The organism is Micromonospora profundi, from assembly GCF_011927785.1.
Lineage (GTDB): Bacteria > Actinomycetota > Actinomycetes > Mycobacteriales > Micromonosporaceae > Micromonospora > Micromonospora profundi.
In genome coordinates this window covers 5,682,782-5,704,546 of sequence record NZ_JAATJK010000001.1, presented here as the reverse complement: position 1 = coordinate 5,704,546, position 21,765 = coordinate 5,682,782, and the positions used below count along the sequence as shown (strand labels likewise).

The window sequence follows — 21,765 nt, the reverse complement described above, 5'->3', positions numbered from 1 at the left end:
CGGCACCGTACAGCTCCCCGTCCCAACGGTGACCCGCCGGAAGGGCCCGCTTGGGAAACGTGTTGATCTACACGTCACGTAGTGGCCCCCGACACCCGGGTATCACGTTCCGTAGAAGCTGGGGCGCCGTAATGGCCAGCCTTATCTCCTCCCGACCTCTGCATCAGGCACGGAACGAGCATGCCGTGGGTGCGGCGGGCGCGAGGTCACCTTCCTGAGGCCCGACAGAACCGCCGCATCGGGCAGCTGCCCCGCGACCCGAACACGCTCCACGTTGTCCAGTGCGACGGCAGGCGCAGGCCCGGCCCACCACACACGCTTCTCACTTTCGGACCTCAAATGAGGTATGGTTTCGGGAAGTTGGACCTGGGGGGTCCACAGTCGATGTCACGCAGTATGAGGAGACGAAGTGCAGGCAAGCCAGTTGATGCCGGAGTCGGGGGGCTCCGGGCACGAGTTGGCGGAACTCGGGTTGTCCGAGGACGTAGTGATGGGAGCGGTCACGGCGGGGTACGGCAAGATGTCGGCCTGCAACGACCTTCACCCCGCGAACTTCCCGGGCATCTTGCTGTGGGCAGAAATCGTGCGCCACCTCAGGCAGTACCTCGTACCGCGGGGTTGGAAGGTGGGCCGTTCCCACGGGTACGAGACCGCCTACAACCCGGTCACGGGGGTCGCCCTGGCGGTCGTGTCCGGCAACTCGGACACTGGCAACCCCGACAAGCAGCCCAAGTCTCGCAGGAAGCGCGGCGCTGTGACGCGCCGCCGGGTCACAATCAACGCGAGGCAGATGGCGCTGTTCGAGCTTCCCAAGCAGGAGGTAACGGACGACGAGTGTAAGACCTGGTTCGTCCTGGTCCGGGGGGAGAAGGACGAGGTCCGAGTCGAGGTGTCTCTGCCTCATTCGATGGACGACGCGAATTACGTCGATGGCTTTGCCCGGCGAATCCTGTTGCCGGCGATCGCGGCACCGAACGCGATCACCCCGGTTGAGCCGGACGACGGGCTTGCGGAGGGCACTGACTTCGACGTGACCGAGCGTTAAACATAGAACGAAGGAAAGCATGTTTAGCTCAACACGGCTTACCCTCGCCAGAAACCGGCGAGGACTAACTAAGAAAGAGGTGGCCGAGGCGTGCGGCGTCTCACGTCGCACCGTGAGCGGGTGGGAAAGCGGCGAGTTCTCCCCATCCGAAGGGGCAGCCGAGCAGCTCATACGTCTACTCGACTTTCCAAGGGAGTTCTTCTACGGGAAGGACTTGGAGGAGCTGGCGGCCGAGTCCGCCAGCTTCCGCGCTTTAACCGCTATTAGCGCGAGGCAGGTTCATCGAGTCACTTCGTCAGCAACACTTGCCTGCGAGGTGAGCGACTGGATCAGTCAACGATTCGTAACACCATCGGTCGACATCCCAGATCTTTCGGACCTTCATCCGGAGGATGCTGCTCAAACTCTGCGGGGTCATTGGAACCTGGGTGATCGTCCACTGGGGAACCTGATTCACATTGTCGAAGCACACGGCGCTCGGGTTTTCTCGCTACCTGGAGACGTGGCCGAGGTGGACGCGTTCTCGCTTTGGCGCGACGGCACTCCACATATTTTCCTTAATACCGTAAAGTCTGTGGAGCATGGCCGCTTCGATGTGGCTCATGAGTTGGGGCACCTTGTTCTGCATAAGGGTATCGTGACAGCAAGAGCCAAGGAGTACGAGCAAGAGGCACACGCCTTCGCGTCAGCCTTCCTGATGCCAGCCGCCTCGGTTTATGCGCGCGTCAACGGATTTGTTGATATAAACGCTATCTTGAGACTTAAGACCCACTGGAACGTATCTGCCCTGGCTCTCACTCACCGGCTGCATCGGCTCCAGCTATTGTCCGATTGGTCTTATAGGTCAATCATCGTCGAGTTGACTCGCCTCGGCTACAGAAAGGGCGAGCCGGGCGGTGCGCAGGATCGCGAGTCGTCGAAGCTGCTGGCGAAGGTTTTTGCTTCGCTGCGGGCAAAGGGCATGACGAAGGCGAAGCTTGCTAGTGAATTGAGCCTCCGCGAGCGAGAACTCGACTCATTGATATTTGGCCTCGTTCTTCTTCCAGTTGAGGGAGGGGGCCAAGCAGCCAGCCGGCGTAGCGAGGTCCAACTTCGTGTAGTCGTCTAGAGAAATCGAGCCCAAACCGGCTTGCAGAAGCAACCGACTCCGCCTAGGGAAGAGGATTCCTCTGACCTAGGCCGGACGCTTCCCGGAGGCTACTGACCCGAAGGGTAGGATAGCAGTTGTTTGCTTTGATCGAGGCCGGCGAGCCAGGCACGTGGCAGCAACTAGAAAAGAAGGTGGCGCAAATCCTGCGCGAGTGCAACATGGAGGTGTCGCTGCAAAAAGAGGTTCAAACTGTGCGAGGCACAGTCAACGTTGATGTCTTCGCTTCGGACGCTGCACCAACCCCGCCAGCCACCCTCCTCGTTGAATGTAAGAATTGGCGCCACCGTGTGCCCAAAACGGTAGTACATGCGTTTCGCACAGTCGTAGCTGACTTCGGCGCGAACACCGGAATACTTATATCGTCTGCCGGATTTCAGAGCGGCGCCGTGGATGCCTCCGCGTACAGCAATGTTCGACTTGTCAACTGGCCCGAGTTCCAAGAGCTTTTCGCTGTCCGATGGTTTGACCAGTTCATGCTTCTTCGTCTCCGCGTGGAGGCCGAGCCGCTCATCGAATACACAGAGCCGATCAACTCCCGGATCTTCAAGAAGGCCGAACGGCTTTCCGCTGAGAACAAGGCCAAGTTCCGTGAACTCCGAGAAGCTTACTTCTTCCTCGCTACCTACATTTCCATGTTCGCCTGGGCCGACGTTGCGGGAATTCGCCGCCCGCTGTCCCTTGGGTTACCGATGAGGGATAAGCTCGCAGAGTTTTTAGTGTCGGACCCGGCAAAATTCCCCGACGATATCCTCGACGCCCCGGCATTACGTCCGTTGATGCATGCAATGCTAAGCCACTGCCAAAAGGTGACAGCGCAATTCGATGACGTCTTCGGCGAACGGGCTTGACCACGTGAACCCGTACTCGCGGATGAGGCCGTGGTGGGGATGCGGCGCGCGACCCCCGGGCAGGCCCGTCGCCTGCCGGCAACGCTGGCCCGAGGGGGCGCAGAGGCTCCGGGGTCAAGGGCGGCCCGCAGGGCAGTCGCGCAGCGACGCGAAGCGCCCTTGACCATGGAGGGGCGGCCCCGCACACTCCGCGACGCATCCCCACCACGGCCGGCGGTGACTCGCCCTACGGCGCGGCGGCCGACGGCCGCCGTGCCCCGGCCGGCTGCCGGCCAACCACCACATCGGTCAAAGGACTGTCGTTCTGCGGCGGCCCTTCCGGGCACCCCGCTGTCCGCGCCAGCCGCCGGGCATCCGGCGTGACGGCCGCAGAGCGACAGCGGCAGCGGCCGGCGCGCGCCCAGGCGGCGGCGTGTGCGGCCCGTCAAGGGCCGCCTTGACACCAAACCGAACGCCTACGCTGGGCTGCGTCGCTGGGCGCACATGCTCGGCTTCGGCGGTCACTTCCTCACCAAGGCCCGCCGCTACTCCGTCACCTTCGGCCTGCTCCGGGACATCCGCGCGACCTACCGCCGCCGAGGACGACGGCCCCACCGACACCGTGGCGGTAGGCGTTCTCACCTACGCCGGCTCCGGCTGGCTGACCGACGGAGACGCGCTCCTGGCCAACACCGCCGCCGCCCAACGCCGGCAGGCCAGACGCATCGGCCGGGAAGAACTCGCCCACGAAGCCTGGCTCGTCGGGGCCGCCGCATGACCCACGACCTCCGCCCCCGCTGGTACTCGCCCGCCGAGGTCGCCGTGCTGCTCGGCTTCGGCATCTCCAAGGTCAAGATGAAGATCGCCACCGGCGAGCTGCGCTCCATCAAGGACGGCAAGTACCGCCGCATCCTCCCCGAATGGGTCGACGACTACATCCGCGAACAGGTCGAACGCCAGGAGGCCGCCTGATGCCCGGACGCGCCCGAGCCAACGGCGAAGGCTCCATCTTTCCCTACCGCAACGGCTTCGCCGCGTACGTGTGGGTCGAGAAGCCGGACGGCAAGCGGGGGCGGAAATGGGTCTACGGCAAGACCCGCGAGGAAGTTCACGACAAGTGGATCAAGCTGCACGGCCAGGCCAAGGCCGGCCCGGTGGCGACGCGCTCCCCGACGGTGGGGGAGTACGCCGGCTACTGGCTGCGCGAGATCGTCAAGCCGAACCTCGCCCCCGGCAGCTACGTCACCTACGAGGTCGTGGTCCGGCTCTACCTCGCGCCGGGGCTGGGTCGGAAGCGCCTCGACAAGCTCCGGGTCAGTGACGTGCAGACCTGGATCAATGAGGTGGGGCGGACCTGCCAGTGCTGCGCCCAGGGCAAGGACGAGCGGCGCAAACCCGCCCAGCGTCGCTGCTGTGCCCTTGGCCGCTGCTGCCGGGATCTGCCCTCGCCGACCAGCGTCACGCACCTGCGGACCGTGCTCCGGACGCTGCTGTCCCAGGCGATCACCGAAGGGCTGATCAGCCGCAACGTCGCCTCCCTGGTGAAGCTGCCACCGGTACGGAAGCGCAAGCGGAAGGCGTGGACGAGCGACGAGGCCCGGCGCTTCCTGGAGTCGGCCCGCGCCGACGACGACCCGCTCTACGCCGCGTACGTCCTGGTCCTGGTGCTCGGTCTGCGCAAGGGCGCCACCCTGCCGCTGCCGGACATCTGCACCGTGGCGCTGAACCGTCGCCGTGCCGCGCAGACCGCAGCCCGGGATGCCGCAGGCCCGGCCTGGCAACCGTCCGACCTGATCTTCACCACCCGCTATGGCCGGCCGGTCGAGCCGCGCAACTTCAACCGCTTCTGGGACCGGCGCTGCGACGCGGCAGGAGTCCGGCGGATCACCGTCAGGGACGCCCGGCGGACCTGCGCCTCGCTCCTGGCGGACCTGGACGTGCACCCTCGGGTGGCGATGCAGATCCTCCGGCACGCGCAGTTCGCCATCACCATGGAGATCTACACGGTGGTGTCCTCGGCGGCGACTCTCGACGCGCTCAAGCGACTTGGCCAGACGCTCGACCAATGACCGCCGCGCCGCTGGTTCCGGTCCGGTCCGCTATCGGTCGCCGTAGTGGTACCGGCAGGCGATGATTTCGACGTCGTCCTTGGTGATCCGATACACCAGTCGGTGTTCGCGATCGATTCGGCGGGACCAGAAGCCGGACAGCTCTCCCCGAAGGGGCTCCGGCTTGCCGATGCCCTCGTATCCGTTGCGCATCACGTCCGCGATGAGTTCGTTGATGCGCTTGACGAGCTTCCGATCCGTGTGGCTGAGGTACTGGTTCCACGCCGTCGCGGTGAAGACCAGCCTCACGCGACGTCCCGCACGGTGGCCGGGTCGACCAGATCGCGATCGGCCGCATCGCCCTTCTCCAACTCCGCCATCGACCGGCGCAGCGCGGCGGCGTTGCTCGGGCTACGCAGGAGGTACTCGGTCTCCTTCATCGACTCGTATTCGGCAAGCGGCACGATCACCACGGGCTCGTGGCCGGAGCGGGTCACCACCACTTCCTCCGCGTCGTTGATGACGCTGTCGAGTTCGGCGGCCAGGTTCTGGCGTAGCTGGGTGAAGTTCACGGTCCGCATGACGACCTCCAGGGCAGGTACAGAAAACTGTACCTCGGGTGGGCGCTGTTTGCCTCACTCCTGGCCGATGCTGTACTTCGCTGCTGTACGGGCCGAGATCGCGGTTCGTGCGACCCCACACAGAGTCGCTGACCTGCGAAAGAGTGGGCCGCCAGGGACTCGAACCCTGAACCTATGGATTAAAAGTCCACAGCTCTGCCATTGAGCTAGCGGCCCGCGCGCTCAGGTTACCGGACGGTTCCCGTCGACGGCTCTCGGCTTCCGGTCGGCCGTCGATGCTTGTGGCTCACCAGCACTCACTCGCACCCTGATTGCCACCGGGCCGGCGATGTGGCGGTGTCCGGCGTGGTGGGGCCGGGATGTCGGATGCAGAGTGGATCAAGTAGTTGATCGTGCATGGCGGGGGGCGGCTGGGGAACTGGGACGCGCATGAGGGCGAGCAGCACGCCGGCGGTGGCGGCGTCGGGGGAGGAGATCGGGCCGGACGGCGTACGTCAGCCGGGCGGTGAGGTGCACGCCTGGCTGCCCGGCCAGAACCAGACCGTCTGCGGCCTGGCCCTCAGCCGTACCCGGCTACGTCGCTTTCCGCACGTGCGCTTCGAGTACCTGGGCACGGACGTCCTTACCGAGGCCGACGCGGTGGGCTGGATCTGCCCGCGCTGCCTGGCGGCCACGGCCGGCCGGCGGGGCAAGGAGAAGCACGGCTGGGTCCGGAACTCCCCGCGACCTTGATCGACTCGGCTTCCTGGAAGGCGCGGTATCCGGGCGGCGGGGACGCCCCGGTTTCCAGGAAATCGAGTCGATCAAGGTGGGGCGCGCGCCGGGCGGGGGCGGTTGAGCTGCTGCTGGGCGGGTACGGGGTCGGACATGCGGATCGTGGTGGTGGGGGCCAGTGGCAACGTCGGTACGGCGGTGTTGCGTCGGCTGCGCCGGGAGCGGGGCGTGGAGTTGGTCGGGGTGGCCCGGCGGTTGCCCGGTCCGGACGCCGGTACGCCGTACGACCAGGTGGAGTGGCACTCGTGTGACATCGGCGCGCCGGGTGCGGTGGGGCAGTTGACCGAGGTGTTCGCCGGTGCGGACGCGGTGGTGCACCTGGCCTGGCAGATCCAGCCCAGTCACGACCAGCGGGTGTTGCGCCGGACCAACGTCGACGGCAGTAGGGCGGTTTTCGACGCGCTGGTCCGGGCCGGTGTGCCGGCTCTGGTGTACGCGTCGTCGGTCGGCACCTACGCGCCTGGCCCCAAGGACCACCCGGTCAGCGAGCGCTGGCCGGCGACCGGGGTGCCCGGCTCGTCGTACAGCGAGCACAAGGCGGAGGTCGAGGCGCTGCTGGACGGGATCGAGCGGGAGCAGCCGGCGCTGCGGGTGGTCCGGCTGCGACCGGGTCTGATCTTCCAGAGGGACGCCGGTACGGAAATCACCCGCTACTTCCTCGGCCCGTTCGCGCCGGTACGGCTGTTGCGCTTCGGCCGGATCCCGTTGGTACCTGCCAACCGGCGGCTGCGGATGCAGGCGGTGCATGCCGACGATGTGGCTGATGCGTACGCCAGGGCGGTGCTGGGTGATGCGCGCGGCGCCTTCAATGTCGCCGCGGACCCGGTGCTGACTCCGGAGCTGGTGGCCCGGCATTTCCACGGCTGGACGGTGCCGGTGGCGGCTCCGGTGCTGCGGGCGGCGGCGGCGCTGACGTGGCGGGCGCGGCTGCAACCGGTCGACGCGGGCTGGGTGGAGCTGGGCCTGAACGCGCCGCTGATGTCCAGCGAGCGCGCGGAGACCGAGCTGGGCTGGCAGCCCAAGATCGATGCGCTCACGGCGCTGAAGGAACTGCTCATGGGGATGGCCGGTGGCGACCACACCGGCAGCCCGCCGCTGTCCGGAGCGCACGACCTGCCGGGCCGCCCCGCAGGCCTGCTGCGTGCCCGCACGGCAGGCGAAGGCAACCCCTACTGATCGACCAGCCCGCCGCCGAGGCCAGCCCTGCCGCACGAACAGCTCTGCCGCACGAACAGCCTCACCACGCCCGCCAGCCCGCCGCACGACCAGCATCGCCGCCCGGCGCGCGGCCAGCCTCAGCCACGGTCAGGTGAGCTTCGAACCCGTCACCGTGGGGTTGCGAGCGCCCAGGAAGAAGATGCCCGGATAGCCGCGAGTTTCGAACTTGCCGCTCGGGTTGTGGCGCAGGGTGGAGTTTTCGATCTTCATCGTGCCGGTGCGGTTGTTGCTGACGAAGAAGACCGCGCCGCCACCCTCGTTGGCCTTGTTGTTCTCGATGATCGTGCCGGCGATCCGTACGGTGAACTCGTTGCCGTCGCAGTAGATCGCGCCGCCGCTGCCGCCGCCCGGCGTACCGGACTTGGCCGGGTTGGCGCCGTTGCCGATGGCCTCGTTGCGGCTCAGCACGCTGTTGAGCACCACCCACGACACGCCGATGCTGCTCAGCGCCCCTCCGTTCGAGCAGGAGCCGCCGTTGAAGGTGCTGCCCACCACGTACACCGGTTTGTTGTCGTACTGGCTGAGCACCCGGATGGCAGCGCCGCCCAGGTCGGGGCCGGTACGGTCGCAGCGGTTGTCGACGAAGCGCGAGTTGACGACCTTCAACCGCCCGCCGCGTACGAAGATGGCTCCACCGCCACCGCCCTCAGCCTTGTCGCCTGTGGAGTTGCCGTCGGCGAAGGTCAGGTTCTGCACTGTGAGCTGCGGGTGGTCCTGGTTCTGGCAGTGCGAGGTGGTCCAGCCCTGGGCGCTGTCGCAGGTGTTCATGTAGAGGATGCGCCGCTTCCCCTGGCCGCTGAGCGTGACCCTGCCGCCGCCATCGAGCACGACCTTCGGTCCGTTGGCGTTGCGGACCTTCGCGGTGGCGGCCATCTTGATCGTCACGGGCGCCGGTCCACAGTCGAACGCGATGACGCCGCCGGCCGCGACAGCCTTCACCACCGCCGCGGAGGTGCAGCTCGCCGGGGTGCCGGTGCCGATGGTCCGGGTCGGCTTCGAGGTGTCCACCGCGCGTGCCTCCGCAGGCACGACGGCCTTGCCGTTCGGGTTGCCAGCGGCGAGCGACTTCGCCGCAGGCTTCGGGCTCGCGCTGGCCCCCGGGCCGCCGAGACCGTCACGGCCCGTCGGTGCGACGCCCTGGTCGCCGGTCACCATGCCCTCCGGCATGTCGGACGGCGACGCGGCCGGCGCTGGCGTGTTGGACGCGCAGGCGGGCAGGGTCGCGGCGGCGACACCGAGGACGAGCAGGGCGGCAAGCGACGACAGGCGCACCCAGTGATGCTAGGAGCCGCGACGACGCCGGAGCGAATCCGCCGGGCCGGTTTAACCAACTGCTAAAAGTCGGCGAACAGGTACGGCACCGCGCGGGGGAAGATCCCGCGCAGCTCGGCTGCGGCGTCCACAGGTACGTCGCCGAGCCCGCGCAACGGAAGCTCGGCGGGGTCCAGCACCCCGTACGCCAGGGCGGAGAGCCCGGCGGCGGTGAGCGTTGCCGTAGGCAGCCGGGCGCTGTCGTCGGGCAGGAGCTCCAGCGCGCCGGTCGTACCGTCAAGCAGGTGGCTGCCGGCCAGCCACCGGTCCCCGGTCAGCTCGACCCGGACCCGGCCCGGGCCTGCGGACAGCCCGCTGAGCGCGTCCAGCGACAGCAGCCGGGCCATCGGCGCGGACGAACCCGGCCGGCCCGCCCGCACCTCGACGTGTACGTCCAGGTCGGTGCGCCACAGCTCCGGCAACTCGTCCGGCGGGACCTGGACGGTGACCCGGTCGACCTGGTCGACGTGCCGGGCGAAGAACTGCAACAGCAGCATCCGGGCGAGCGGGTCGGCGACCAGCAGCTCGTTGCCGATGAGCGTGCCGCCGTGGCCGTCGATCCGGTACGTGAGCACGCCGGTGACCTCGCCGTCCACCCGGGCCGTGAGCAGCCAGTGCTCGTCGCGGTCGCGCAGGCCGACGTCCCGATAGTCCGGGAAGATCGAGAAGCCGTGGCGTTCCGCCAGGCAGCGTTCGGTGAACGCGCGCCACGCGGGATAGCCGGCGCGGATCCGCTCCCAACCCACCTCGCCGGGCAGTTCGGCGCGGACCAGCGACCCCAGATCGGCAGGCGTGAACGCGACTGTGCGCGGCTTGGGCAGCCCGATGTAGCCGAACCGGGCATAGAAGCTGGGCCGGAACGGGTAGAGCGCTGTGAGCTGGTGCCCCTCGTCGCGCATCTCGTCGAGGAGTTGGTGCAACAGTCCTCGGACGTGCCCCTGCCGGCGGGCCAGCGGATGGGTGGCCACACCGGCGACGCCGGCCATCGACAGCACCGACCCGCGCAGGTTCTGCCGCATCGGGATGGCTGAGGCGGCAGCCAGCGTCTCGCCGTTCTCCTCGACGGCCAGCGTCGTGTTGCCCTGGTGGTAGGGCAGGTAGTCGCGGAACTCCTCGACCCGGGCGGCACCGAGCGGCGACGACTCGAAGGCGTACGCGGCCAGCGGGAAGCTGGTGGTGAGACGCTCGTCGGCCGTCACCCGTCGGATGGTCATCCGCCCATCCCAACCGGTGCCGGCATCCGCCGCAACCGGATTGCGCCCAGGTCAGCGGGTCGTGACGTCGGAGACCACTACCGTGACGTTGTCCGGGGCGCCGGCGTGGTGGGCGAGCTTCACCAACTGCTCACCGCACTGCTGACGGTCGGTGTACATGCCCAGCGTCGCAGCGATCGCCTCGTCCTCGACGTAGTCGGAGAGCCCGTCGCTGCACAGCAGCAGCCGGTCGCCGGGAACGACTGTGAGCACACCGACCGCCGGTGGGGTGTCGGCACCCTGCACGGCCCGGGTCACCAGGGACCGCTGCGGGTGGTGCCGGGCCTGATCGGGGGAGAGCGTGCCCTGGTCGACAAGTGCCTGCACGAACGTGTCGTCGCGGGTGAGCTGGGTCAGCTCCCCGTCGCGCAGCAGATAGCAGCGGGAGTCACCGACCTGGGCCAGCACGAGCGTCTCGCCGGCCAGCAGTGCCGCCGTGAGCGTGGTGCCCATCCCCTCGCGGGCCGGGTCGACGGTGATGGCGGCGTGGATGCGCTGGTTGGCGGTGCTGACCACGGCACGCAGGGCGTCGGCGGCCCCGTCGGGGTCGGTGGGCGGTGCCAGCTCGTCCAGAATCCGGATCACGATCTCGCTCGCCACCTCACCCGCGGGCAGCCCGCCCATGCCGTCGGCGACGGCGATCAGGCGGTCACCGGCGAGGGCGGAGTCCTCGTTGTTGGTGCGAACCAGACCGATGTCGTTGAGGATGACCGAGCGGAGGATCAGCGTCATGGGGACAAGCTTGCCAAGAACACCCCGCCTTCGTCTCTACGCACTACTGCGTAGGGTGAAGAAATGATGCCGGTGTCCATGGTTGGACGCGCCGGCGAGCTCGCCGAGCTCGACCGGGCATGGTCCGCGGTGGTGTCGCCGCGCCGGCCGGCGCCGAGCGTCGCGGTGCTCACCGGCGCGGCCGGAGTGGGCAAGAGTCTGCTGGTCGCAGCCGCCGTGGACGCCTTCACGCCGCGTCCCGCGCTGATCCTCTCCGGCGCCGCCCGGGTGCACGGCCCCGCGCCGTACGACTGGCTGGCCGCGGTACTCACCGGTCGAGACACCAGCCGGCTCGGCCTACCGCCGGACGCGTTGGCCTGGTTGGCCCAGCAGCCCACAGCGCCCCGCGAGCGGTACGCGCCAGGCACCCTGCTCCGCCTCGCCGTGCGGACCGTCCAGTTGCTCGTCGGCGCCGGTCCGGCCGTACTGGTCGTGGACGATCTGCACGCGCTCGACCCCGCCAGCGTCAACCTGGTCGGTGAGTTGGCCACCGTTGCCAACCTGCCCGCCCTGCTCGTGGTGGCGAGCCGGCCGCCGGCCGACGCGGTGGCACCGGAGCTCACCCGCCGCGCGCTGGCCCGGCTCACAGGCGTCCGGGGCGCCGTCCGTCAGCACCTCGGCCCGCTGCGTCCGGCCGAGGTCGCCGAAATCCTGACCCAGGTGTACGCCGGCAGCCTTCCTTCCGGCCGGTTGGTCGCCTCGGTCTGGCGGTGTACAGGCGGCAACCCGTACGCCTTGACCGAACTGCTGGCCGCGCACGCGGGAGAGGGGCCGGACGCGCTGCTGCGACGGTTGCCCGGCCCGCGCCAGCCGACAGCACCCGTCGGCCGGGTGGCGGAAGCCGACCCGGTCGACGCGCCGCTGGACGTGGAGCTGACCGCCCGGGAGATCGAGGTGCTGGGCTGCCTCGTCGCTGGCATGTCCAACAAGCAGGTCGCGAAGGCGCTCGGCATCTCGGTGCGTACGGTCACCGTGCACGTGTCGAACCTGCTGCGCAAGACGGGCTCGGCGTCGCGTACCGAGGTGGCGCTCTGGGCCGTTCGGCAGCGGCTGTCGGTTGCGGCTCCGGTGGACGGCTGAGCCAGCCGCGGACAGCGCTGGGCTCGGGTTACTCCTCGGGTGGCAGGTCGGCCACGTCGACCGTGAGGCTCACCCGGCCGTCCGCGACGGCGGCGATCCGGTCGGCGGGGACGTACACGGCTCCGATGCCGGCCGACTCCGTGGAGACCTTCAGGTAGCCGGTGTGCAGCAGTCGCGCCGCCAGATCGGCCGGTACGTCCGGCTCCTCCACTGCGGTCGCCTCGATCAGCTCGTCCAGGCTGCTGCCCGGGTCGGCCGTCGGCGACTGCACGGTCACCGCGTTCGGGTCACCCCGCTGGACGAGGTCCACGGTCCCGATCTCGGTGCCGGCGACGTCGATCACCGGCATCCCGGTGGTGATCCGCGAGATGGTCGCCTGCTGCGCGTCCTGCTGGTCCATTTTTCAGCGGTTCCCGGGGTGGCGCGTCGCTAAACGCCGTCGCCGACCCGCTCGACCCGCTGTCAGCCGGGCAGCGACCGCCGACGGGGCGATCGGCCCGGAGAGCGTGATGACTCTGAGGTATCAATATGCCTCAGAGTCATCACCGTCGAAAGCACTACCGCCTCCCGCGTCCGGAGCGGCGGACGCCGACGGGCCGCGATGGGTCGACGGGCCGCGATGGGCCGCCGGGACCGCGATGGGCCGCCGGGACCGCGATGGGACGCCGGGACCGCGATGGGCCGCCGCCCCGCCGCCTCGCCCGCTCAGCTGTTCGGGAGGGTCCAACCGCCGGGTGGACGCGGGGACAGCTCACGCCAGGCGTCCGAGCCGTCGAGCAGCGCCCGGATGGTCTCCTCGGCCTCGTCCGCACTGCCGTACTCGTAGAACCGGGAGATGCCCTCGGCGCCGCCGGCACGTTGCTCGACGTGCCACCGGTCGGCGTCCACCCGCAGGAAGACGTCCCGTCGGGCCAGCCGCCCCCATTTCCCGTTCCACCAGTGCTTTCGCTGCTCCATGGCGGGACTCTATCGAACACACGTACGAGAAAGTGCGGCCCCTGCGGGAATCCCGCAGGGGCCGATGTGCATCCAGCCGGATCAGCGCGGCGCCGGCGGCTCGGTGCGGCGACCCAGCACGTCGTCAAGTGCGCCGCGCTGCTGGCCCGGGGTGGCGTGCCCGGCGGAGACCAGGGCGTCCCGGATCTCGGTGAGCAGCTTGACCTCCTCGCTCGGCGCGGAGGGCGGCGGCTCCTCGCCGCGCTTGCGCCGCTCGGCGAGCTTGTTCATCGGGAACACCACGAGGAAGTAGAGCGCCGCCGCGGTGAGCAGGAAGGTGATCACCGCGTTGACGAAGCTGATCCAGTCGAACTCGACGCCGCGGACCGTCCAGGCCGCGCCCGCGAGGCCGTTGTCCTTACCGGTGATCAACAGCACGATCAGCGCGATAAGCGGCTTGAGGAACGCGTTGGTCAGCGACGTGACCACCGTCGTGAACGCGGCACCGATGACGACACCGACCGCCAGGTCGACGACGTTGCCGCGCATGATGAAGTCTTTGAAGCCCTTGAACATCCGTACTCCTGAGGTGGCCCGGTTTCCGTCGGGGACAACCTATGCCCCCGCCACGGGCTCCAGAAAAGCGCCGGCTTCGATGGCTGCCAACGCCGGGTCGCCGGCCCGGATCGCCTCGACCAGCCGGGTGTGGTCGACGTAGCGCTCAGGGGTGAGCGCGTCACCCATCGCCTGGGCGACGGTGCTGCGCAGGGCGGTGCCGACCGAGGCGTACAGCTCGGCGAGCATGGCGTTGTGCGCGGCGGCGACCACCACCGTGTGCAGGGCTGCGTCGGCCTCGACGAACGCGTCGACGTGGCCGCCGCGCCAGGCCGCCTCACGTTCGGCGAGCGCGCCGTCGAGCGCCGCCAGGTCCTCCGGGGTACGCCTCAGCGCGGCGAGCCGGGCCGCTTCCACCTCGAAGGCGCGCCGTACCTCGACGACCTCGGTCATCCGGTCGTCGCCGAGTCGGCGGGCCACCACCGGCGCCAGTTCGTCGGTGGACACCACGTACGTGCCGGAGCCCTGCCGGCACTCCAGCACGCCCGCGTGCTGAAGCGCGCGGACGGCCTCGCGGACGGTGTTGCGCCCGACACCCAGCGCGGCGACCAACTGTGGCTCGGTGGGGATGCGCCCGCCGACCGGCCACTCGCCGCCCAGGATCCGCGACCTGAGCTGCTCGATGGTCTGACGGACCCGGTGCCCGCGCGGCGGCACCAGCGGCGCTGCGGGGGAATCAACTGAGGGTGGCACTGGTTACATCACCGGTCCCGAATTCATCCCATGATTGTAGGTTAGAGGTCATGACCCCGCCACCTACCGCCGCTCCGGCGGCGCCCGCTCCCGTCGCCCTCCCCAATGCGGGTGACACCCGCGCGGGCCGTCGGGTCCCACCGGCGACCGGAGGCGCGCTCGTACTCGTCGGGATGCTGTTGGTGGCGCTCAACCTGCGCGCCGCCGTCACCAGCCTCGGCGCGCTGCTCGACGAGATCCGCGACGGGCTGGGGCTGTCCGGGGTCACCGCGGGCCTCGTCACCACCCTGCCGACAATCGCCTTCGCCGGCCTCGGCGCGCTCACCCCGTGGCTGGTCCGCAAGGTGGCGCCGGCCCGGGTGCTGGTGGTCGCCATGTTCGCCCTGGCCCTCGGTCAGGTTCTGCGGGTCCTCACCGACTCGACCTGGGTCTTCGTCCTCACCAGCGCACTGGCGCTGGCCGGCATCGCGGTGGCGAACATCCTGCTGCCGATGCTCGTCAAGCAGCACTTCCCGCACCGCACCGGCCTGGTCACCGGGGCGTACACGATGGCTTTGACAGTGGGCACGACGGTGGCCGCGGCGACCGCGGTGCCGATCGCGCACGCCTTCGGGTCGTGGCGGGCCGGTCTGGGCATCTGGGCCGCGCTCGCCGCGCTGGCCGTACTCCCGTGGGTGCCGCTGGCGCTGCGGACCCGGGCGGCCGCGCGGCGGGCGACCCCGACACCGCGCCCCGCCGCGTCGGCCCGGATCAGGCCGGAACGGACCCGGCTGGGCTGGGCGATGGCCATCTACTTCGGGGCGCAGTCACTCAGCGGGTACGCGATCATGGGCTGGCTGGCCCAGCTCTTCCGGGACGCCGGCTACCAGCCGGAATCGGCGGGGCTGCTGCTCGCCGGGGTGACAGCGCTCGGCGTGCCGATCGCGCTGCTCATGCCCACCGTGGCCGGCCGACTGGCCACCCTGCGTCCGCTGGTGCTCGGGCTGACCGCCGCGTCCGCACTGGCCTACCTGGGGTTGGCGATCGCCCCGCACAGCGCCGCGCTGCTCTGGGTGGCTCTGCTGGCGATCGGCCAGGGGGCGTTCCCGATGATCCTGACCGCCATCGGCCTGCGCTCCCGCACCGCCGAGGGGACCGTGGCGCTGTCCGCGTTCGCGCAGAGCACCGGGTACGTGATCGCCGCCCTCGGCCCGCTGATGGTCGGCATCCTCTACGAGGTCACCGGAGGCTGGACGGCGCCGCTCGGGTTCCTGCTGGCCGCGCTCGCGGTGCAGACGACAGCGGGCATGGCGATCGCTCGTCCCCGCTACGTCGAGGACGAGTGATCAGCCGCAGCGGTCAGGAGGAGGCCGGTGTCGGTTCGCCGGCTACTGCCTCGTCCACCGTCGGATACGTGTGCAGCACCTCGACCAGCCCGCTCACCTCGAGGATGCGCAGCACGCCCCGCTGAGGGGCAGCCAGGCGCACCACGCCGCCGGCTTCGTCGCAGCTGTTCTTGGCCCGCACGAAGACCGACAGACCTGTCGAGTCGCAGAACGAGACCTCGGCCAGGTCGAACACCAACCGGCTACGGCCCTTGTCGAGCAGGTCGGTGATCTGGTCCTGCAACTGCGGTGCTGTTGCCATGTCCAGTTCGCCCGCGACCGACACGACGACCACGTCGCCGCGTTGTTCCGTGTGCACCGTCAAGGACATAAGCCAGACCTCCTGTTATCGGGGGAACGGTATCCCACGACGAGTGTCGTACGCAGATCGGGCGGCAAGATCCGGTGGCCGTCGTCATTCCGTTGCTACGGAGCAACTAGCTCTACGGCCCCCGGTGATAGAGTCCGGCCGGTCCAGGTCGAGGGGGGTTTTCGCAATGGCGTTGAACGCCGAGGAAAGTGGTCGACTCGCCGCGCTGCTCGGCGGCCACGCCGAGCGGGTCACGCAGCGATGGACCGAGATCATCGCCGGTTCGCTGCGCGGCCGGCTGAGCCAGGCCGAGCTGCGCCGGCAGGTGCAGGACCTGCACCACGCCATCGTCACCACCGGTGGACAGGGTGCCATCGACCTGTCCGCCGACAGTGCTGCCGAGCTGCGCGCAGCGCTCTCCGAGCTGTCCCGGGGCAGGGCCCGGCAGGGGTTCTCCGCCACCGAGACCGCGATCAGCATCTTCGCGCTCAAGGAGGTGCTGGTCCCCCTCGTCGAGGAGGTCGGCGGCGACGACAAACTGCGCGACTACGTGGCCTTCTCCGGGCTTGTCGACGAGATGGGCCTGTTCACCTTCGAGAGCTTCGTCCGTACCCGGGAGAGCCTGATCGCCGACCAGGCCGAGCAGTTGCTCGAACTCTCCACGCCGGTGGTCAAGCTCTGGGAGGGCGTGGTCGCCGTCCCGCTGGTCGGCACCCTGGACTCCGCCCGGGCCCAGGTGGTGATGGAGCGCCTGCTCCAGACCCTTGTCGACACGGGCTCCCCGTACGCGATCATCGACATCACCGGCGTGCCGGCGGTCGACACCCAGGTCGCCCAGCACATCCTGAAGACAGTGGTGGCCGCCCGGCTGATGGGCGCCGACTGCATCATCTCCGGCATCCGCCCGCAGATCGCGCAGACCATCGTCGCCCTCGGCATCGAGTTCGGCGACATCGCCACCAAGGCGAGCCTCGCCGACGCGCTGCGCCACGTGCTGCGGCTCAACGGGGTGGAAACCGCGCGTCGCCAGTCACGCCGGGACGCCTGATGGAGCGCGTGCCGATCCTCAAGATCGGCGACATCCTGCTCGTCTCCATCCAGCTCGACATGTCCGACCAGACGGCGGTCCAGCTCCAGGAGGATCTTGCCGAGCGGATCGTGGCCACCGGCTGCCACGGCGTCATCATCGACATCACCGCGCTGGACATCGTCGACTCGTTCGTCGGGCGGATGCTCTCCACAATCGCGTCGATCTCCAAGGTGCTCGACGCGGAGACGGTGGTGGTCGGGATGCGTCCGGCCGTCGCCATCACACTGGTCGAGCTGGGACTGTCGCTCAACGGCATCCGTACCGCCCTGAACGTCGAGCGGGGCATGGAGCTGGTCGCGGCGGCTCGCGGCGACGAGTCAGACGACCAGTACGACGACGACGCGGACGCCGAGACGGCCAGGCCATGACCGTTGGCGTCGACGTGGGCCCGCCGCAGGCGCAGTCGATCCGCAGCGACGAGGACGTGGTCCGCGTCCGGCAGCTGGTGCGTGCCGTCGCGGTGGCTGTCAAGCTGTCCCTGGTCGACCAGACCAAGGTGGTCACGGCGGCGAGCGAACTGGCCCGCAACACCCTCGTGTACGGCGGTGGTGGCTCCGTCGAGGTGACCATCGTGGACAACGGCCGACGTAAGGGCGTACGGATCGTCTTCGCCGACTCCGGGCCCGGCATCGCCGACCTCGACCTGGCCCTGACCGACGGCTACACCACCGGCGGCGGCCTCGGCCTCGGACTCAGCGGGTCTCGCCGGCTGGTTGACGATTTCGAGATCGAGACGTCGCAGGAAACCGGCACGCGCATCACGGTCACCAAGTGGTCCCGGTGAACGGGGACCTGATAACTGACAGTGGCCTCTGGTTCCGGGTGGAGGCCAGCAGCACCGCCAGCGCCGTACGGCGCGCCGCCGAACGCCTCGGCGCGCAGCTGGAGATGGCTCCGGCGCGCATCGCCGACCTGGCCATCGTCGCGGCCGAGCTGACCAGCAACCTCGTCAAGCACGCCGACGAGGGCGTCCTGCTGCTCCGGCCCGTCCGCCGCGGCGGAGAGGCCGGCGTGGAGATGGTGGCCATCGACTCCGGCCCCGGCATGGCCGACCTGACCGTCTCGTCCCAGGACGGGCACTCCACCACGGGCACGCTCGGCATCGGCCTCGGCGCCATCGTCCGCCAGGCCAGCTCGTTCGACGGGTACTCGCTCCCGGGGCGGGGCACCGTACTCGCTGTGCAGGTCTGGCCGGCGGCACCTCCCCGACCGTCCTGGGCCGGCGCTCTCACTCGGCCACTGACCGGCGAGACGGTAAGCGGCGACGGGTACGCCGTCCGGGTCGTCGAAGGGCGGCATCAGGTGCTGGTAAGCGATGGCCTCGGGCACGGCCCGCTGGCTGCCGCCGCGACCGAGGCGGCGCTTGCCGCGTTCCGTGACGCGCCGGCCAGCCCACCCGCGGCTGTGGTCAGCCACCTGCACCGGTCCATGTCGTACACCAGGGGTGCCGCCCTGGCGGTGGCGGAGCTGGTGCCCGAGGAGGGCGTGCTGCACTACGCCGGCCTGGGCAACATCGCCGGAATGGTTGTCGAGGGCGGCGGTCAACGTCGTGGGCTGGTATCGCTGCCCGGCATCGCCGGGCACCAACGGCCGACCGTCCGGGGGTACGACTATCCGTTCGGTCCCGGCGCGCTGCTGGTGATGCACAGTGACGGCGTGGTCGACCGCTGGCGGTTGACCGACTACCCGGACATCGCCGGCCATTCCCCGCTCGTGGTGGCGGCGACACTGCTGCGCGACGCGGGCACACGCCGCGACGACGCCTGCGTACTGGCCGCGAGGTCCTGGACATGAGTGGCGAGCCGGGCGCGCTGCCGTTGCTGCAGATGACGCTACGGGTAGAGCATGACATCTTCGTGATCCGTCAGCGGGGTCGCGAGGTGGCCGCCGTGGTGGGCCTGGAACACCAGGACCAGGTCCGCATCGCCACCGCGCTCAGCGAGGTCGCCAGGGACCTGCTGCGAGCCTGCGGTGGCGCGGACGTGTCCTTCCACATCGACGCCGGCCCCGACGGCAGGTTCCACCTGGGTGCCGACCTCGCCCCGGTGACCCCTCTGCCTGGCGGTCGGTACGAGCCGCAGTCCGGCGCGGTGTCCCGCCTGGTCGACAGACTGAGCGCGGCGACCGTCGAAGGCGTTACGGTCGTGAGGATGTCCCGACGAGTCCCGGCCAACGCGCCGACGCCGACTCCGGAGCGCCTCGCCGAGTTCCGTGCCGAGCTCGGTTTGAGCGCTCCGTCCAGCGCGTTGGACGAGTTGACGGTGCAGAACGGGCAGCTGATCGCGGCTCTCGACGAGGTGCGCAGCCAACGCGACGAGTTGGCAGTGCTGAACGAGGAGTTGGCCGAAACCAACCGTGGCGTGCTGGCGCTCTACAACCAGCTCACCGAGGAGTTGGAGGAGACCAACCGGGGTGTCGTCGCCCTATACGCGGAGCTGGACGAGAAGTCGGCCCAGTTGCGCGGGGCGAGCGAGTCCAAGAGCCGGTTCCTGGCGAACGTGAGCCACGAGCTGCGCGCTCCCGTAACCGCGATCATCGGGTTGGGGCGGTTGCTCTCCGACTCCGCCTCCGACCCGCTCACCGCCGAACAGGCACGCCAGGTCGGTCTGATCCGTTCCTCGGCGTCCGACCTGCTCGGCTTGGTGAACGAACTGCTGGATCTGGCAAAGGCGGAGTCCGGCCGGATCCAACCGGACTGGGCGGACGTCGATCTGCGCCCCGTCTTCGGCCAACTGCGCGGTACGCTGCGCGCGCTGGCCACCAGGCCGGAGGTGGAGTTGGTGGTGGAGGAGCCGATCGCGCCGGCCGTCCTGTGTACCGACGAGGTGCTGCTCGGCCAGGTGCTGCGTAACCTGCTGCACAACGGGCTGAAGTTCACCGAGCGCGGCGAGGTGCGGCTGCGCGCCCGGCGCCGTGACGACCGGTGGGTCTTCGAGGTCAGCGACACCGGCCCGGGAATCGCCCCCGAGCTGCACGAGCGGATCTTCGAGGAGTTCTATCAGGTGCCGGGCGCAACCCGGGTCGGTGGCACCGGCCTCGGCCTGCCGTACGCCCGGCGGTTGGTGACCCTGCTCGGGGGGACGCTTGAGCTGAGCAGTGAGCCCGGTCGGGGCAGCACCTTCACGGTTTCCCTCCCCTCCGGCGGAGCGTGACGGTGGAGGGCGGGGCGGCGACCGTCCTGGTGGTCGATGACAGCCGCACCAAGCGGTACCTGCTCGTCAGTTGGCTGACCCGTGCCGGGTTCACGGTGCTGGAAGCGGAGAACGGCGCCGAGGCGCTGGTCCGGGTCGACACGGACCGGATCGACCTCGTGGTGCTCGACGTCCGGCTGCCCGACCTGAGCGGCTACGAGGTGTGCGAGCGGATCAAGGCGTCCCATCCGGCGACGCCGGTGATCCACGTGTCCGCGCACGCGGTGGACGTCGCCGACCGCGCCCAGGGGTTGACCCGAGGCGCGGACGCCTATCTGACCGAGCCGATCGAGCCGGAAGAGCTGATCGCCACAACCCGGGCGGTGCTGCGTTACTACCAGGCCCGACAGCGCGCCGAACTGCTCGCCGAGCGACTGCTCGGGCTCGCCGACACGACTGTGGCAGTACACGCCGCGCCGAATTTCACGCGGTTGCTGGAAGTTGCAGCGGCGGGCGCTGCGGAGATCTTCAAGAGCCCGGCGGCGGTGATCGCAGAGACGTTCGACGGTGACTGCCTCGCCGGGATCTGCGCCGGCCCGGGGGCCGAGGCGACAATCGTGCCGTGGATCGTCGATGACACCGGCGTCCCGACCGGTGCCACGGTCCGCGTGGAGGCTCCGGCGAACTGGGCGCTCATCGAATGGCCGGCCGACGACTCGGTGACTGTCGCCGCCGCGCGGCTGCGGGAGGACCGCGCGCCGCTGTACGTGGTGGTCCCGACCGCCACCCAGACCGCCCGGACGCCGGTGCTCGTGCAGCTCGCCCAGGCGGTGGCGGCGGCGGTGGAGGCTCAACGCTCGTTCGACGAGGAGCACCGCATCGCCGTCACCCTGCAACGCAGCCTTCTTCCGCGCCGGCTGCCCGAGGTGGCAGGGCTGGACCTCGCGGTGCGCTACGAGCCGGCAAGCGCGCAGACCGAGGTGGGTGGCGACTTCTACGAACTGGTGATGCTCGACGGGCATCTCCTGCTGGCGATCGGTGACGTGGCCGGCCACTCGCTGCACGCCGCCACAGTGATGGCCGAGCTGCGGCACGCGGTGCGGGCGTATGCGGTCGAGGGGCACCAGCCCGGCGAGATCCTGCACCGGGTCAACGAGCTCATGCGGACCCTGCTGCCGAACGAGCTGGCCACGCTCTGCGTCCTGCTGCTGCACCCGCCGAGCGGTCGGGTCCGGCTGGCCAGCGCCGGCCATCTGCCGCCGGTGCTCACAATGGACGGCAAGATCGAGTTCGTGCAGCACTCGGCGCCGCTGCTCGGCGTTCGCGCGCCCCGTCCCGCCGACCTGGAGTTCGTGCTGCCCGCCGGTGCCACGCTCGTGTTCTACACCGACGGGTTGATCGAGCGCCGGGACGCCACGATCGACGAGGGGATGGCCGCGCTCGCCGCAGTGGCAGTCACAGTGGACGAGGATCTCAACCGGTTCTGTGACCGGCTGCTGACGCAGTTGGCCCCACCGAAGATCCACGACGACGTGGCCGTTGTCGTGCTGCGCCGCCGCTGAGTCGAC

Annotated in this window: 26 protein-coding genes, 1 tRNA gene and 1 pseudogene; 17 read left to right on the top strand and 11 right to left on the bottom strand. The window is 69.5% G+C overall.

What is annotated here, in order from left to right; genetic code table 11:
• The first annotated feature begins 409 nt into the window (after nt 1–409).
• The 7 genes and pseudogenes from F4558_RS25370 (at nt 410) to F4558_RS25345 (ending at nt 5,091) form a co-directional block, all read left to right on the top strand.
• Nucleotides 410–1,045: a hypothetical protein gene (locus F4558_RS25370; RefSeq protein ID WP_167946207.1), complete on the top strand. Its 636-nt coding sequence runs from the start codon at nt 410–412 to the stop codon at nt 1,043–1,045.
• A gap of 19 nt (nt 1,046–1,064) precedes the next feature.
• Complete coding sequence (locus tag F4558_RS25365; protein WP_167946206.1) at nt 1,065–2,153, top strand: XRE family transcriptional regulator; 1,089 nt, start codon at nt 1,065–1,067, stop codon at nt 2,151–2,153.
• A 116-nt stretch (nt 2,154–2,269) separates the two neighbouring features.
• Complete coding sequence (locus F4558_RS25360; RefSeq protein WP_167946205.1) at nt 2,270–3,043, top strand: restriction endonuclease; 774 nt, start codon at nt 2,270–2,272, stop codon at nt 3,041–3,043.
• A 483-nt stretch (nt 3,044–3,526) separates the two neighbouring features.
• Nucleotides 3,527–3,649: pseudogene (locus tag F4558_RS32450) on the top strand (replication initiator); the annotation flags it as partial.
• A complete protein-coding gene (locus F4558_RS32445) occupies nt 3,645–3,800 on the top strand; it encodes a hypothetical protein (RefSeq protein WP_512699263.1) in 156 nt (51 codons plus the stop codon). The pseudogene F4558_RS32450 and the gene F4558_RS32445, both read left to right, overlap by 5 nt.
• Nucleotides 3,797–3,994, top strand: a complete 198-nt coding sequence (locus tag F4558_RS25350; RefSeq protein WP_107075187.1) for an excisionase family DNA-binding protein — start codon at nt 3,797–3,799, stop codon at nt 3,992–3,994. The genes F4558_RS32445 and F4558_RS25350 overlap by 4 nt, the downstream gene beginning before the upstream one ends.
• Entirely contained in the window at nt 3,994–5,091 is a 1,098-nt protein-coding gene (locus tag F4558_RS25345; protein ID WP_167946204.1) for a tyrosine-type recombinase/integrase, read from the top strand. The genes F4558_RS25350 and F4558_RS25345 overlap by 1 nt, the downstream gene beginning before the upstream one ends.
• A 30-nt stretch (nt 5,092–5,121) precedes the next feature.
• Here the strand turns inward: F4558_RS25345 and F4558_RS25340 are convergent, their stop codons facing one another.
• The 3 genes from F4558_RS25340 to F4558_RS25330 form a co-directional block, all read right to left on the bottom strand.
• A complete protein-coding gene (locus tag F4558_RS25340) occupies nt 5,122–5,379 on the bottom strand; it encodes a Txe/YoeB family addiction module toxin (RefSeq protein ID WP_167946203.1) in 258 nt (85 codons plus the stop codon).
• Entirely contained in the window at nt 5,376–5,651 is a 276-nt protein-coding gene (locus F4558_RS25335) for a type II toxin-antitoxin system Phd/YefM family antitoxin (RefSeq protein ID WP_167946201.1), read from the bottom strand. Before F4558_RS25335 ends, F4558_RS25340 begins: the two co-directional genes overlap by 4 nt.
• 144 nt (nt 5,652–5,795) lie before the next feature.
• A tRNA-Lys gene (locus tag F4558_RS25330) sits at nt 5,796–5,867 on the bottom strand.
• 213 nt (nt 5,868–6,080) lie between these two features.
• Here F4558_RS25330 and F4558_RS25325 point away from each other — a divergent pair.
• Nucleotides 6,081–6,383, top strand: coding sequence for a hypothetical protein (locus F4558_RS25325; protein ID WP_167946199.1), 303 nt, complete (start codon nt 6,081–6,083; stop codon nt 6,381–6,383).
• 135 nt (nt 6,384–6,518) lie between these two features.
• Nucleotides 6,519–7,601, top strand: coding sequence for an NAD-dependent epimerase/dehydratase family protein (locus tag F4558_RS25320; protein ID WP_167946197.1), 1,083 nt, complete (start codon nt 6,519–6,521; stop codon nt 7,599–7,601).
• Nucleotides 7,602–7,730: 129 nt separating this feature from the next.
• On the opposite strand, the gene F4558_RS25315 is transcribed toward F4558_RS25320, so the two are convergent.
• The 3 genes from F4558_RS25315 to F4558_RS25305 all read right to left on the bottom strand — a co-directional run bounded on the left by F4558_RS25315 (nt 7,731) and on the right by F4558_RS25305 (nt 10,939).
• Entirely contained in the window at nt 7,731–8,915 is a 1,185-nt protein-coding gene (locus F4558_RS25315) for a hypothetical protein (RefSeq protein WP_167946195.1), read from the bottom strand.
• Nucleotides 8,916–8,977: 62 nt separating this feature from the next.
• Nucleotides 8,978–10,168 carry a GNAT family N-acetyltransferase gene (locus tag F4558_RS25310; RefSeq protein WP_167946193.1) on the bottom strand — a complete coding sequence of 397 codons (1,191 nt, stop codon included), beginning with the start codon at nt 10,166–10,168 and terminating at the stop codon, nt 8,978–8,980.
• A 51-nt stretch (nt 10,169–10,219) separates the two neighbouring features.
• A complete protein-coding gene (locus F4558_RS25305) occupies nt 10,220–10,939 on the bottom strand; it encodes a PP2C family protein-serine/threonine phosphatase (RefSeq protein WP_167946191.1) in 720 nt (239 codons plus the stop codon).
• Between the two features lie 66 nt (nt 10,940–11,005).
• Between F4558_RS25305 and F4558_RS25300 the strand changes: the two genes are divergently transcribed.
• On the top strand, nt 11,006–12,058 hold the full coding sequence (locus tag F4558_RS25300) for a LuxR C-terminal-related transcriptional regulator (RefSeq protein ID WP_245242330.1): 1,053 nt from the start codon (nt 11,006–11,008) through the stop codon (nt 12,056–12,058).
• 28 nt (nt 12,059–12,086) lie between these two features.
• Here F4558_RS25300 and F4558_RS25295 read toward each other — a convergent pair whose 3' ends face one another.
• The 4 genes from F4558_RS25295 to F4558_RS25280 form a co-directional block, all read right to left on the bottom strand.
• The gene (locus tag F4558_RS25295) at nt 12,087–12,458 is read right to left on the bottom strand and encodes a hypothetical protein (RefSeq protein ID WP_167946187.1); all 372 of its coding nucleotides are present in this window, start codon (nt 12,456–12,458) and stop codon (nt 12,087–12,089) included.
• 305 nt (nt 12,459–12,763) lie between these two features.
• Complete coding sequence (locus tag F4558_RS25290; protein ID WP_053652119.1) at nt 12,764–13,015, bottom strand: hypothetical protein; 252 nt, start codon at nt 13,013–13,015, stop codon at nt 12,764–12,766.
• Nucleotides 13,016–13,096: 81 nt separating this feature from the next.
• Nucleotides 13,097–13,570: a large conductance mechanosensitive channel protein MscL gene (gene mscL, locus F4558_RS25285; RefSeq protein ID WP_053652121.1), complete on the bottom strand. Its 474-nt coding sequence runs from the start codon at nt 13,568–13,570 to the stop codon at nt 13,097–13,099.
• 39 nt (nt 13,571–13,609) lie between these two features.
• Nucleotides 13,610–14,302 carry a FadR/GntR family transcriptional regulator gene (locus F4558_RS25280; protein WP_167946185.1) on the bottom strand — a complete coding sequence of 231 codons (693 nt, stop codon included), beginning with the start codon at nt 14,300–14,302 and terminating at the stop codon, nt 13,610–13,612.
• Between the two features lie 50 nt (nt 14,303–14,352).
• Between F4558_RS25280 and F4558_RS25275 the strand changes: the two genes are divergently transcribed.
• On the top strand, nt 14,353–15,627 hold the full coding sequence (locus F4558_RS25275) for an MFS transporter (RefSeq protein ID WP_053652125.1): 1,275 nt from the start codon (nt 14,353–14,355) through the stop codon (nt 15,625–15,627).
• Between the two features lie 13 nt (nt 15,628–15,640).
• Here F4558_RS25275 and F4558_RS25270 read toward each other — a convergent pair whose 3' ends face one another.
• Nucleotides 15,641–15,997, bottom strand: a complete 357-nt coding sequence (locus tag F4558_RS25270) for an STAS domain-containing protein (RefSeq protein ID WP_053652127.1) — start codon at nt 15,995–15,997, stop codon at nt 15,641–15,643.
• A 166-nt stretch (nt 15,998–16,163) separates the two neighbouring features.
• Here F4558_RS25270 and F4558_RS25265 point away from each other — a divergent pair, with 166 nt between their 5' ends.
• The 6 genes from F4558_RS25265 to F4558_RS25240 are packed head-to-tail and all read left to right on the top strand — an operon-like array spanning nt 16,164 to nt 21,759.
• Nucleotides 16,164–17,024: an STAS domain-containing protein gene (locus tag F4558_RS25265; protein ID WP_167946183.1), complete on the top strand. Its 861-nt coding sequence runs from the start codon at nt 16,164–16,166 to the stop codon at nt 17,022–17,024.
• On the top strand, nt 17,024–17,434 hold the full coding sequence (locus tag F4558_RS25260) for an STAS domain-containing protein (protein WP_053652131.1): 411 nt from the start codon (nt 17,024–17,026) through the stop codon (nt 17,432–17,434). The genes F4558_RS25265 and F4558_RS25260 overlap by 1 nt, the downstream gene beginning before the upstream one ends.
• Nucleotides 17,431–17,850, top strand: a complete 420-nt coding sequence (locus F4558_RS25255) for an anti-sigma regulatory factor (protein ID WP_053652133.1) — start codon at nt 17,431–17,433, stop codon at nt 17,848–17,850. Before F4558_RS25260 ends, F4558_RS25255 begins: the two co-directional genes overlap by 4 nt.
• Nucleotides 17,847–18,860 carry a SpoIIE family protein phosphatase gene (locus tag F4558_RS25250; protein WP_167947651.1) on the top strand — a complete coding sequence of 338 codons (1,014 nt, stop codon included), beginning with the start codon at nt 17,847–17,849 and terminating at the stop codon, nt 18,858–18,860. The genes F4558_RS25255 and F4558_RS25250 overlap by 4 nt, the downstream gene beginning before the upstream one ends.
• Nucleotides 18,857–20,218, top strand: a complete 1,362-nt coding sequence (locus tag F4558_RS25245) for an ATP-binding protein (protein ID WP_167946181.1) — start codon at nt 18,857–18,859, stop codon at nt 20,216–20,218. The genes F4558_RS25250 and F4558_RS25245 overlap by 4 nt, the downstream gene beginning before the upstream one ends.
• A gap of 2 nt (nt 20,219–20,220) precedes the next feature.
• Nucleotides 20,221–21,759: a SpoIIE family protein phosphatase gene (locus tag F4558_RS25240; RefSeq protein ID WP_167946179.1), complete on the top strand. Its 1,539-nt coding sequence runs from the start codon at nt 20,221–20,223 to the stop codon at nt 21,757–21,759.
• Nucleotides 21,760–21,765 lie beyond the last annotated feature (6 nt).